The sequence below is a fragment of the Chromobacterium sp. FG89 genome, assembly GCF_057808735.1.
Genome location: NZ_JBMDIQ010000014.1, coordinates 13,728 through 25,733, shown reverse-complemented (window position 1 = coordinate 25,733; position 12,006 = coordinate 13,728). Strand labels below are relative to the sequence as shown.

The following is a 12,006-nucleotide window of genomic DNA, read 5'->3' as shown; positions in this document are numbered from 1 at the left end:
ACGTGGGATTATAATCGCGGCGGTTTTGAGGTCAACGCGCGCGGGCCAGGCAGCTCTGATAGCGGCCGTCCACGCGCTTGGCGAACCACTCTGTGGTCAGCTTGCGGGTGATCTTGGGGCTTTTCAGATCGATCTGCGGCAGTTGTTCGCGCGCCGCGGGCTTGCCGAAGCGCTGGTCCGCCAGCGCGTAGGTTTTGCGGTAGAGCTCGCTTTGGCCGAAGGCGGCGCTTTTTTCCAGTTTCAGGTCGCGTAGAATCTCGCCCTGGCCCATGCCCAGTTTGCCGCCCTGGCTGATGACCGCGCTCTGGGTGGTGCTGGGGTAGACCTTGCCGTCCTTGTAGCTGAGCAGGTCGCCGTCCAGCGTCAGGTCCTTGCCGCTGAGTTTCTCCATCACGGCTTGGAAGGCCGCGTTGCGGCTGCTGTAGCGGCCGGCGTTGAAGTCGGCGAAACGGTACAGCATCTGGCTGTAAGGCGCAGGGTATTGCAGCAGGATGGCCGCGCCGAAGTAGACGCCGCCGCGGCGGGTGAACACTTCCTGGCGCACGCTGCCGCTGCGCGGATAGGGATAGGGCCAGACTCGGACGTGGCCTTCGGCGAACTCGACGCTGACCTGCATCGGCCCGCCGGTGCGGATCGGGTTCTTCATGCTCATCGGCAGGCCCAGCTTGCTGGCCTCGCGCGCCATGTCTTCGAACAGATCGTTCATTTCCCTTTCGGTGCGCAGGCTGTCGATGCGCGCCTTATAGCTTTTGCCGTTGGGCGATGTCTTCATCAGCGCGGCTTTGACCACCGGCAGCGGGATCAGATAGCCGTGGGCCCGCTCGGCGATCTTGTCCCAGACGATGGCGGGCAGATTGGGCACGGTGGGATCGGCCTGCCAGCTGGACTCCTGTTCGATCACCGCCGCCAGCGCGCAGAAATTCTCCGCGGTGTAGGGGATCTTCAGGTGGGCGAAGGCCGAGAGCATGTCGTTGCTCCAGCCCTGGCGGTCGCGGATCTTGGCCGGCAGCAGGCGGTTGAGCAACAGGCGCCCGGCCTGCGGATCGTTGTAGGCGGGCCTGAGCGGCGGCGCGCTCACCGGCGGAGGCGAGGGCGGCGCTTCGACCGCCGGCGCAGGGGCCTCCGGCTCGGGGGAGACAGGCGCGACGACGACGGGAGCGGCGACCGGGGCCGGCGGACTGACGTTGGCGCAGGCGCTCAGCAGCGCGGGCAAAAGGGCAAACAGCAAACGGGACGGTTTCACGGTGCGCGGGACGGTGCGGAATCAAACCGTGAAGGTTAGGCTATCTTGCTGTCATCGGCAATCGCGCTCAGAGGTTCTGGTAACGATTCACGATTTGCTTGTAGGCGCCGCTTTTTTGTATCGCGCGCAAGCCCAGGTTGAACTCGTCCTTCAGGGGGGCGCTGCGGAAGGCCATCCGGTACACGGTGGGGGCGAACAGCCGGTGAATGTCCACCGGCGCAGTTTTTTCCTTGAACTGGGTGGCGAGCTTGTGGTTCATCCAGGCGAAGATGTTGCGGTCGGCCACCACCACGTCCACGGAGCCGCGATACAGCAGCCGGTTTTGATCCACCTGGTTGGCGGTTTCCGCGTAGTTGGGATTGCTTCGGGCCATGTCCTTGAAGGCTTCGCCCAGATATTGCCTGGCCAGGGAAAAGGCCAGCACCCGATAGGCGCCCAACTCCTTGGCTTGGTGCAACTGGATGCGGCGGCTGCTGAGGGTGATGGCCACATCCTCGTAGCTGATGTAAACGTCGGAATACTCGGCTTGCAATCCGGCCTGCTCGCCCACGGTGGCCACCGCGTCGATGTCCTTGTTCTTCAGCGCCATCGGCAGCCGGGGTTGGGAAAAGAAAACCGGTTCTATCCGGTAGCCGCGCTCTTGCAAGGCGGCGCGCACGATCTCCACTTCAAGCCCGCTCTTGCCGCCCTCCATCACATAGGGCTCCAGCGATTCGCCAAAGGCCACCTTGACGATCTTGGCGGCGTGGGCGTTGGCGGCGAGGGCCAGCAGCAAGCTGCCAAGTAACAGTAATCTCCCCATCGGCTTGCCTTCTCGACTTCCTCGCTTCGGGCCCGCGCAGTGGAAACCGTGCTGTCCGGGCGATAGGTTGCGCATCAGATAAGGAATGTATTTTGCGCGTACGCCGCCGGCGCTGACAAGCGCTCCGCCGCCGTGCGGCTCAGTCCGTCAGATAGGGCAGGGGATCGACCGCCGAAGAGCGGACGCGCAGTTCAAAGTGCAGCTTGACCCGGGTGGTGCCGGAACTGCCCATGGTGGCGATGGTGTCGCCGGCCTTGACCGCTTGCCCTTCCTTGACCAGCAAGGACTGATTGTGAGCATAGACGGTGAGGTGGGCATTGTCATGCTGGATGATCAATAGATTGCCGTAACTGCGGATGCCTTTGCCGGAGTAGGTGACCTTGCCGCCGGCCGCCGCGCGGATGGGGGCGCCCGCCTCGCCGGCGATGTCGATGCCCTTGCTGCCCTGGCCGTTGAACTTGGCGATGACGGGGCCCTTGGCCGGCCAGATCAGCTTGATATTGGCCGTCGGCCGAGGCGCGGGCTTGCTGGGCTCGGAGGCGGAAGGCTTGGCCGCGGGCCGGCTGGGCTGCGGACGGCCGGGCTTGGCGGAGGCTTGCGCGGAGCCGCCGGGGGGCGATACGCGCAGCAATTGCCCTGCATTGATGCTGCCCGGGTCTTTCAGCCCGTTCCAGCGCACCAGGTTCGCCACGCTGACCCGGTGGTTCTGGGCAATGCGAAACAGGGTGTCTCCCGGTTTGACGCGGTAAAAGCCGGCGGACTCCACCGCGGCGGGTTGCGAGGTGCTGGCGCAGGCGGCAAGCAGCAGGGACAGGGAGCTGGAAATAAGGCGGACGCGCAAGGACATGGCGCCGATTTTAGCATCGCAGCCCGCGGCTGCGCGGTTTCTGTGCGCAAACGCCGGCGGCTGGACTAAAAATCATGTTAAGGACTGTGACGGGCATGGGCATCGGGCGGAGGTGCGGGATGAAACTGGGGTGGGCGATAAGCGGCTTGTGGTGCATGGCGGCGTTGGCGGCGGAGCCGTCGACGCTCTCCGTCTACAGCGTGGAGTATCCGCCGCTGGTGTTGAAAGGAGAGGGCGGCAAATTGAGCGGCATCGCCGCAGAGGCGGTGGCCCAGGCGCTGCAACTGACTGGTTTGGGCGTGCGCATGCCGGAGATCCCCTGGAAGCGGGCCCAAATGCAGGTGCAGCAAGACGCGGACAGCTGCCTGATGCCTTTTACCCGCTCCCCGGAGAGAGAGAAAATGTATCGCTGGGTGGGGCTGGTGATGGAAAGCAAGCAATCCCTGTTCATCAATACGCATCATCCCGTGGTCTTGAACTCGCTGGACGACGCCAAGGGCAAGCGCGTCGTGGTGCTGCTGGGCTCCTCGTTGGCGGAGTATCTGAAAAAAAACAATATAGGGTATTCGGTCAGACCTACGCCGGAGGAGGCCGAGCGCGAACTGGCGGCGGGCGTGGCGGACATCTGGGCGGTGCATGACGTGGTGGCCAACTACACCATCAAACAGGTGGGCACGCCGACGGACAGCATCCGCGAGGCCTTGCAGGTGCAAACCACCAGTATTTATCTGGCCTGCAGTCCGAAAATGTCGGATGCGACCGCGCTGAGGCTGAGCAGGGCGTTTCAGCAATTGCGCGAAAGCGGGAAGCTGGAAAAAATCATCGCCAAATATTTGAAGTGACGATAGTTGTCGTGCGGTATTTTATGGTGACAGTGTTGGTTCGTATTAATTTATCAAGGTTACAGTATCTTGGAAAAACGCATTGAACTGTCACTGATGGCTGTGAAATGGCTGGGCTAGAATGGTGCCAGTTTTTGAGTCGCCGCGGATCCGGCGGCGCAATGGTGATTCTTTTGTCATCCCTGGACAAGGACAGTCATGAACCGAACCTACTTAGCCCACCTAGAAGCCACGCTGGCGCAGATTCGCGCCGACGGTTTTGAAAAGCCCGAGCGCGTGATCGCCACGCCGCAGCGCGCGGACATCGCCTTGAGCAACGGCAGCAATGTGCTGAATTTCTGCGCCAACAACTACCTGGGCCTGGCCGACGACCCGCGCCTGATCGAGGCGGCGAAGAAGGGCATGGACGACTTCGGCTACGGCTGCGCCTCGGTCCGCTTCATCTGCGGCACCCAGCAAGTGCACAAGGACCTGGAGCAAGCGATTTCCGGCTTTCTGGGCACCGACGACACCATTCTGTATTCCAGCTGCTTCGACGCCAACGGCGGCGTGTTCGAAACCCTGCTGGGCGAAGAAGACGCGGTGATTTCCGATGAGCTCAATCACGCGTCCATCATCGACGGCGTGCGCCTGTCCAAGGCCAAGCGCTTCCGTTACAAGAACAACGACATGGCCGATCTGGAGGCGCAGCTGGTCGCCGCCGAGCAGGCCGGCGCGCGCTTCAAGCTGATCGTCACCGACGGCGTGTTCTCCATGGACGGCATCATCGCCGATCTGAAAACCCTGTGCGAAGTGGCCGAACGCCACGGCGCGCTGGTGATGGTGGACGATTCCCACGCCGTCGGCTTCATCGGCGACAGCGGCGCCGGCACGCCGGAGCTGTGCGGCGTGGCCGATCGCATCGACATCTACACCGGCACCCTGGGCAAGGCCCTGGGCGGCGCGTCCGGCGGCTATGTGTCCGGCCGCAAAGCCGTCATCGATCTGCTGCGTCAGCGTTCGCGTCCGTATCTGTTCTCCAACACCCTGGCCCCGGCCATCGCCGCCGCCAGCCTGGAAGTGCTGAACATCCTCAAGGGCGGGGAAGGCGCGGAGCTGCGCGCCAAGGTGCGCCACAACGCCGAAGTGTTCCGCCAGGAAATGAGCGCGGCCGGCTTCACCCTGGTGCCGGGCCAGCATCCCATCGTGCCGGTGATGCTGGGCGATGCGCGGCTGGCGGGCGAGATGGCGGCCAAGCTGTTGGAAGAGGGCGTGTACGTGATCGGCTTCTCCTTCCCGGTGGTGCCCAAGGGCAAGGCGCGTATCCGCACCCAGATGTCGGCGCGCCACAGCGAAGAACAGGTTAGGCTGGCGGTGGCGGCTTTCATCAAAGTGGGCCGCGAGCTCGGCGTGATCTGAGGCGTAGCGCCGCGCGCCCAAGAGGGCGCCGCGGCGGATAGGAACAGCAATGAAAGCATTATCCAAACTGAAGGCCGAGCGCGGCCTGTGGATGACCGATGTGGCCAAGCCGGAAATCGGCCACAACGATCTATTGATCCGTATTCGCAAGACCGCGATCTGCGGAACGGACATTCATATCTGGAACTGGGACGATTGGGCGCAAAAAACCATCCCGGTGCCGATGCACGTCGGCCATGAATACGTCGGCGTGATCGAGGACATCGGCTCGGAAGTGCAGGGCTTCAGCATTGGCCAGCGCGTGTCGGGCGAAGGACACATCACCTGTGGCCATTGCCGCAACTGTCGCGCCGGCCGCCGCCACCTGTGCCGCAACACCTTCGGCGTGGGCGTCAATCGCGAGGGCGCGTTCGCCGAGTATCTGGTGATTCCGGCCTTCAACGCCTTCCCGATTCCGGACGACATTTCCGACGATCTGGCGTCCATCTTCGACCCCTTCGGCAATGCGGTGCACACCGCGCTCAGCTTCAACCTGGTGGGCGAGGACGTGTTGATCACCGGCGCGGGTCCGATCGGCATCATGGCGGTGGCGATTGCGCGCCATGTCGGCGCGCGCCACGTGGTGATCACCGACGTCAACGAATACCGCTTGGAACTGGCGCGCAAAATGGGCGCGACCCGCGCGGTGAACGTGGCCAAGCAGGACCTCAAGCAAGTGATGGCCGAATTGCACATGAGCGAGGGCTTCGACGTCGGCCTGGAAATGTCCGGCAACCCGCAGGCCTTCCGTCAGATGCTGGACACCATGAACCACGGCGGCAAAGTGGCCTTGCTGGGGATTCCCCCGGCCGACACCGCCATCGACTGGAACCACGTCATCTTCAAGGGCCTGGAAATCAAGGGCATCTACGGTCGCGAAATGTTTGAGACCTGGTACAAGATGGTGGCCCTGATCCAGTCCGGTCTGGACATCACCCCCATCATCACCCACCACTTCCCGGTGGCGGAGTTCCAGCAGGGCTTTGACGCCATGTTGTCCGGCCAGAGCGGCAAGGTGATTCTGGACTGGAGTTGACGGCCGGAAAGGATTGGACGCATCAACCCTCTTCGCCGGCGAAGAGGGTTTTTCACATGGGGGGTGCGGCTTGAGCCTGCTTTGAGATTGTTTGAGTCTTGGGGGCCGGCCGGCGAGAATGCGCTGACAAAAGGGATGGGGCGGAGGGCCGCTGGCCGGTCTTCGCGGCTTGGGCCGCGCCGCGCGCGGCGGTGCGTTCCGTTCCGATTGTTTGAGTGAGTTCAGAGCTTGCCCTCTCCGCATTGCGGAGAGGGCTTTTTTTATTTCGTCTTATTGTCCGGCGGGCGCCAGCAAGGGCGCATAACCCAGGCCGCGCAACTTCTCCATGGTTTCGTCGGCTTCGGCGCGGCTCTTGAACGGACCGACCTGCACGCGGGTGACGGTGTGGGCCGGGATGCCGTGCTGTTTCAGCTCCTTCACCAGCTTTTCGGCATTGCCGATGCTGGAGAACAGGCCCAGCTGGACTTGATAACCGATGGAGCTGCCGGCCGGCTTGGCCTTGACTGGGGCTTCCTTGACCGGCGCGACGGGCTTGTCCGCCGCGATGGCGGCGGCGGGCGGGGCGGCCTTGACGGCTTCGGCCGGCGCGGCTTTGGCGGCTGCCGTCTGCGGCGGAGCCGCTGCGGCGCTTGGCGCGGGAGGCGCTTTCGCCGCCGCGCGCTCGTGCGCCGGTGCCGGCGCGGCGGCATGGACCGGCGGGCGGTTGTTGACCACGGCCGGAGTCTTGTCCAGGTCCGGGCTGGCCGGGCTGGCTACGCTGGGCGCTTGCGGCGCGCCGGCGGGCTCCGTCGCGGGCGCGCTGCTTTCCGCCGTCGGCGCGCTGGCGGGCGCGGGCGCCGGCGGCGCTTCCGCCGGGGCGGAGGCGGGCTTGATGATCTTGCCGGAGCTGGGGCTCTGGCTGCTGGCGGTCATTTCCACCTTGGGTTTGTTGAAACTGTCGGTCAGCGGAATGGCGGCCAGCGCCACGGCGACCAGGCCGCCGGCGATCAGCAAACGCTTTTTCAGTTTGCTGTTGAGTTCGGCCTCGCCGCCGGTCTTGTCGGGGTCTTGTTGATTTTGTTCGCGCATGGTCCGTGAGACTTGAGAAATGTGCAGCACATGGTTGAAAACACTGCTAAAATATCGGGTTCGTCAAAATTGGGTAACCCGAGTGGCTGCATAATACTCAAGTTTAGCCACTTGTCTTGATGTTTGGGAGAATTTATATGGCAATTGAACGCACCTTGTCCATCGTTAAGCCGGACGCCGTTGGTAAAAACGTCATCGGCAAAATCTACGATCGTTTCGAATCCGCCGGCCTGAAAATCGTGGCCGCCAAGATGAAGCAACTGTCCCGCGCCGAAGCCGAAGGCTTCTACGCCGTGCACAAAGAACGTCCGTTCTTCAAGGACCTGGTTGACTTCATGGTGTCCGGCCCGGTGATGATCCAGGCGCTGGAAGGCGAGAACGCCGTGCTGAAAAACCGCGAACTGATGGGCGCGACCGATCCGAAGAAGGCTGAAGCCGGCACCATCCGCGCCGATTTCGCCGACTCCATCGACGCCAACGCCGTTCATGGTTCCGACAGCGCGGAAAACGCCGCGATCGAAGTGGCTTATTTCTTTGCTGCATCCGAGATCAGCGCCCGCTAATCTCTAAAGAGTACTCCGTTGTTTGCGGAGCCCGTCGTCATGGACGGGCTCCGTCTAAAAGGCGGTCGTCCACACCGCCTTTGCTTTATCCCGAGGAATGCATGAAAACCAACCTGCTCGACTTCAATCTGGACCAGCTGACCCGGCATTTCGCCGAAATGGGCGAGAAACCGTTTCGCGCCAAGCAAGTGATGCGCTGGATGCACCAGATGGCGGAAGCCGACTTCGACGCGATGACCGATCTGGCCAAGAGCCTGCGCGCCAAGCTGCATGAGCGCGCCGAAGTAAAGGTCCCCTCGCTGATGACCGGGCAGGCGTCCAGTGATGGCACCCGCAAGTGGCTGCTCGACGTAGGCACCGGCAACGGCGTCGAAACCGTCTTCATCCCCGAGGATGAACGCGGCACCTTGTGCGTGTCATCCCAGGTAGGCTGTGCGCTGGAGTGCACGTTCTGCTCCACCGGCCGCCAAGGCTTCAACCGCAATCTGTCCACCGCGGAAATCATCGGTCAGCTGTGGTGGGCCAATAAGGCGATGGGCGTTACGCCCAAGAACGAACGCGTGGTGTCCAATGTGGTAATGATGGGCATGGGCGAGCCGCTGGCCAACTTCGACAATGTGGTCAGCGCGATGCAGATCATGCTGGATGACCACGGCTACGGCTTGTCCCGCAGACGCGTGACCCTGTCCACTTCCGGCCTGGTGCCGCAGATGGACAGGCTGCGCGAAGAATGCCCGGTGGCGCTGGCGGTGTCGCTGCACGCGCCCAATGACGCCATTCGCGACGTGATTGTGCCTATAAACAAGAAATACCCGCTGGCGCAGCTGATGGCGGCCTGTCAGCGCTATCTGGAAAAGGCGCCGCGCGACTTCATCACTTTCGAGTACGTGATGCTTGACGGTGTCAACGATAGGCCGGAACATGCTCGCCAACTGCTGGAACTGGTGCGGGACGTGCCGTGCAAGTTCAATCTGATACCGTTCAATCCGTTCCCGAACTCGGGTTACGAGCGTTCCAGCAATAATGCGATTCGAGCGTTCCGCGAAATTCTGCAGGAGCGCGGTTATGTGGTGACGGTGCGGAAAACGCGCGGCGACGACATCGACGCCGCCTGTGGCCAGCTGGCCGGCCAGGTGATGGACAAAACCCGCCGTCAAGCCAAATGGATGCAGCTCGTAGAGGACAATAAGCAATGACGATACGGCAAATGGGGTTGATGGCCTGCTTATGGATGGCTGTGAGTTCAACCGCATTTGCCGCCGATCCTGAAACGTCGCGCGAGCTGGCGACGATACGCAGCCAGCTGGCGATCGAATACGCCAAGATCGGCAACTACAAAGTGGCGCTGGAAACGGCGGATCTGGCCGTCGCCGCGGACCCGGCCTATGTCCCGGCCTATGTGTCCCGCGCCTATGTTTTGACCCAGCTGCGCGAAGAAGGGCCCGCCGAAGCCAATTACCGCAAAGCCCTGCAACTGGATCCAAACAACCCGGAAGCGAACAATAATTACGGTTTGTTTCTGTGCGACCGAAACCGGCTGCAGGATTCTTTGTCCTATTTTCAGAAAGCGCTGGCCAACCCGCTGTATGATTCGCCTCAGACGGCTTATTTGAACCTGGGGCATTGCAGCGCCAAGGCCGGCAATCAAGAGCAGGCCAATGATTACTTGCTGGCGGCGCTGCGCGCCGCGCCCAATTTCGCGCCCGCGTTGCGGGAATTAGCACAGTTGCATCTTGGGCTGGGTAATGCCAAATTGGCTGCTTTCTATTTCGAACGGATGGGCAAGGGCGCGGCGCTGCAAGCCGACGACCTGTGGCTTGGCGTGCAGATCGGACGCAAAAGCGGCAACAGGGCGTTGGAGAGCGAATGTTCCGTCGCGCTCAAGAACCGCTATCCGGATTCCAAAGAAACACAACTGCTGTTGAGTGGAAGCTGAGGATGGAGCAACAATTCGAACAACAGGGACAACCGACGGGTTCCAGCGTCGGCGCCCGGCTGAAAGCCGCCCGAGAGGCGGCAGGCATGGGCTTGGGGGAAGTCGCGGATAGGCTGAAACTGTCGATGCGGCAGCTGGAGGCGATAGAACGCGACGATTTCACAATCTTGCCGGGCGCGACCTTCGTGCGCGGCTTTGTCCGTAATTACGCCCGCTTTTTGCAGATTGACCCCGAACCGTTGATGCATGCGCTGGACAGGCAGTTTCCTTCCGCGGTCAACGACGTGGCCAATCTGGTGCGCGACGGCGCGCACGAGGCGCCCGGGCATTCCGGCGAGACGCCTGCGTCGGACGAGGGCGGATCTTCCGGCAAATGGATCGTAGGCTTGCTGGTGGCGGCGGCGCTGGGCGGCGGCGTGGCGTGGCTGGCCAGCAGCCGTGGCGGCGAAGGCCGGGCGGCCGAGGACGCATCCTCGGCCATGGCGACCGAACTGTCTTCGGCGCCGACGGGCGAGGCTTCCGTTCCCGCCGCCTTCGTCGCGGAGACGCCCGCCTCGGCGCCGGCTGTCGCTCCTGCGCCCGCTCCGGCCTCCGCGCCGCAGCCGGTCAAGGCGGCCAGCGTGGCCAGCGCCCCGGTCCTGTCGGCGCCGCCGCTCGCCAAACCGCAGGCCAGCGCCGGCGTGGCGGCGGCCAGCGGCAAGCTGGTGTTGACGGTCAAGGAGGCGGAAGCCTGGGTGTCGGTGGTGGACGCCACCGGCAAGAAGCTGGTGTTCCAGACCTTGCAGCCGGGCAGCACCCAGGAAGCGGTCGGTACGCCGCCGTTCAAACTGGTGATCGGCAACGCCTCGCAAGTGGCGGTGAATTTCAATGGCCAAGCGGTGGACCTCACGGACAAGATCCGCGGCACCACGGCAAAGCTGGAACTCAAGTAATTCAAGGTAGCGAATGGATAGCGTGAACATCGCGCGACGCCCCACCCTGCAGGCTAGGGTGGGGCATGTCATTGTAGGATCGGACGCTCCGGTGGTGGTGCAGTCCATGACCAACACCGACACCGCGGACGCGGCGGCCACGGTGCGGCAAGTGCTGGAGCTGGCGGAAGCCGGCTCGGAACTGGTGCGCATCACCGTCAACTCGCCGGAGGCGGCGGCCAAGGTGGCGGAAATCCGCCAACGGCTGGACGATGCCGGCTGTGCCGTTCCCTTGGTCGGCGATTTTCATTTCAACGGCGATCGCCTGCTGAAGGAATATCCCGATTGCGCGCGCGCGCTGGCCAAATACCGGATCAATCCGGGCAATGTGGGCAAGGGCGCCAAGGGCGACGACAAGTTCGCCTTCATGATCCGCACCGCCATCGAATACGGCAAGCCGGTGCGCATCGGCGTCAACTGGGGCAGCCTGGATCAGGCTTTGCTGGCCAGAATGATGGACGCCAACAACCGCGTCGCCCAGCCGCTGCCCTTGGAGCGGCTGATGCGCGAAGCCTTGATCGTTTCCGCGCTGGAGTCCGCCGACAAGGCGATGGAACTGGGGCTGCCGGCCGAGCAGATCCTGCTGTCCTGCAAGGTCAGCAATGTGCAGGACCTGATCACCGTGTACCGCGATCTGGGCAGCCGCTGCGATTTCCCGCTGCACCTGGGCCTGACCGAGGCCGGCATGGGCTCCAAGGGCATCGTCGCCTCCAGCGCCGCGTTGGCGATCTTGCTGCAGCAAGGCATAGGCGACACCATCCGCATCTCGCTGACGCCGCAGCCGGGCGAGGCGCGCACCAAGGAAGTGGTGGTGGCGCAGGAGTTGCTGCAGACCATGGGCCTGCGCAGCTTTACCCCGCTGGTGACCGCTTGTCCGGGCTGCGGCCGCACCACCAGCACCTTCTTCCAGGAGCTGGCGGATCAGATTCAGACGTATCTGCGCACGCAGATGCCGGTATGGCGTTTGCAATACCCGGGCGTGGAAGACATGAAGGTGGCGGTGATGGGCTGCGTGGTCAACGGCCCGGGGGAGAGCAAGCTGGCCGATATCGGCATCTCGCTGCCCGGCACCGGCGAAGTGCCGGTGGCGCCGGTTTACGTCGACGGTCAAAAGGATGTTACCCTCAAGGGCGACAACATCGCCTCCGAGTTCACGGCCTTGGTTGATCGCTATGTGCAAAGCCGTTACGGCGAAGGCGGCGCCAAGCGCCGCGAGGGCGGGAGCCGCACCATTCCGATTCGTCCGGTAGGCGTTTGAGCG

The 12,006-nt window shown here is 63.2% G+C and carries 12 protein-coding genes; 8 read left to right on the top strand and 4 right to left on the bottom strand.

What is annotated here, in order from left to right:
- Positions 1-31 precede the first annotated feature (31 nt).
- The 3 genes from ACODRW_RS14785 to ACODRW_RS14775 form a co-directional block, all read right to left on the bottom strand.
- Complete coding sequence (locus tag ACODRW_RS14785) at positions 32-1,228, bottom strand: DUF1615 domain-containing protein (protein WP_488906072.1); 1,197 nt, start codon at positions 1,226-1,228, stop codon at positions 32-34.
- Positions 1,229-1,310: 82 nt separating this feature from the next.
- A complete protein-coding gene (locus tag ACODRW_RS14780; protein WP_158274244.1) occupies positions 1,311-2,045 on the bottom strand; it encodes a substrate-binding periplasmic protein in 735 nt (244 codons plus the stop codon).
- Positions 2,046-2,184: 139 nt separating this feature from the next.
- A complete protein-coding gene (locus tag ACODRW_RS14775) occupies positions 2,185-2,892 on the bottom strand; it encodes a peptidoglycan DD-metalloendopeptidase family protein (RefSeq protein WP_235087353.1) in 708 nt (235 codons plus the stop codon).
- Positions 2,893-3,011: 119 nt separating this feature from the next.
- On the opposite strand from ACODRW_RS14775, the gene ACODRW_RS14770 reads away from it, so the two are divergent.
- The 3 genes from ACODRW_RS14770 to tdh all read left to right on the top strand — a co-directional run bounded on the left by ACODRW_RS14770 (position 3,012) and on the right by tdh (position 6,207).
- Positions 3,012-3,734 carry a substrate-binding periplasmic protein gene (locus tag ACODRW_RS14770; RefSeq protein WP_235087355.1) on the top strand — a complete coding sequence of 241 codons (723 nt, stop codon included), beginning with the start codon at positions 3,012-3,014 and terminating at the stop codon, positions 3,732-3,734.
- Positions 3,735-3,932: 198 nt separating this feature from the next.
- A complete protein-coding gene (locus ACODRW_RS14765) occupies positions 3,933-5,132 on the top strand; it encodes a glycine C-acetyltransferase (protein ID WP_235087358.1) in 1,200 nt (399 codons plus the stop codon).
- Positions 5,133-5,181: 49 nt separating this feature from the next.
- A complete protein-coding gene (gene tdh / locus ACODRW_RS14760; RefSeq protein ID WP_107798552.1) occupies positions 5,182-6,207 on the top strand; it encodes an L-threonine 3-dehydrogenase in 1,026 nt (341 codons plus the stop codon).
- 270 nt (positions 6,208-6,477) lie between these two features.
- On the opposite strand, the gene ACODRW_RS14755 is transcribed toward tdh, so the two are convergent.
- Positions 6,478-7,275: an SPOR domain-containing protein gene (locus ACODRW_RS14755; protein WP_235087360.1), complete on the bottom strand. Its 798-nt coding sequence runs from the start codon at positions 7,273-7,275 to the stop codon at positions 6,478-6,480.
- 137 nt (positions 7,276-7,412) lie between these two features.
- Here ACODRW_RS14755 and ndk point away from each other — a divergent pair, with 137 nt between their 5' ends.
- From ndk to ispG, 5 genes are all read left to right on the top strand, one after another.
- Positions 7,413-7,838, top strand: a complete 426-nt coding sequence (gene ndk, locus ACODRW_RS14750; RefSeq protein WP_107798554.1) for a nucleoside-diphosphate kinase — start codon at positions 7,413-7,415, stop codon at positions 7,836-7,838.
- A gap of 101 nt (positions 7,839-7,939) precedes the next feature.
- The gene (gene rlmN / locus ACODRW_RS14745; RefSeq protein WP_019104100.1) at positions 7,940-9,034 is read left to right on the top strand and encodes a dual-specificity RNA methyltransferase RlmN; all 1,095 of its coding nucleotides are present in this window, start codon (positions 7,940-7,942) and stop codon (positions 9,032-9,034) included.
- A complete protein-coding gene (gene pilW, locus ACODRW_RS14740; RefSeq protein WP_227104368.1) occupies positions 9,031-9,774 on the top strand; it encodes a type IV pilus biogenesis/stability protein PilW in 744 nt (247 codons plus the stop codon). Before rlmN ends, pilW begins: the two co-directional genes overlap by 4 nt.
- Before the next feature lie 2 nt (positions 9,775-9,776).
- A complete protein-coding gene (locus ACODRW_RS14735; protein WP_488906071.1) occupies positions 9,777-10,706 on the top strand; it encodes a RodZ domain-containing protein in 930 nt (309 codons plus the stop codon).
- A gap of 13 nt (positions 10,707-10,719) precedes the next feature.
- Entirely contained in the window at positions 10,720-12,003 is a 1,284-nt protein-coding gene (gene ispG, locus ACODRW_RS14730; protein ID WP_107798556.1) for a flavodoxin-dependent (E)-4-hydroxy-3-methylbut-2-enyl-diphosphate synthase, read from the top strand.
- Positions 12,004-12,006 lie beyond the last annotated feature (3 nt).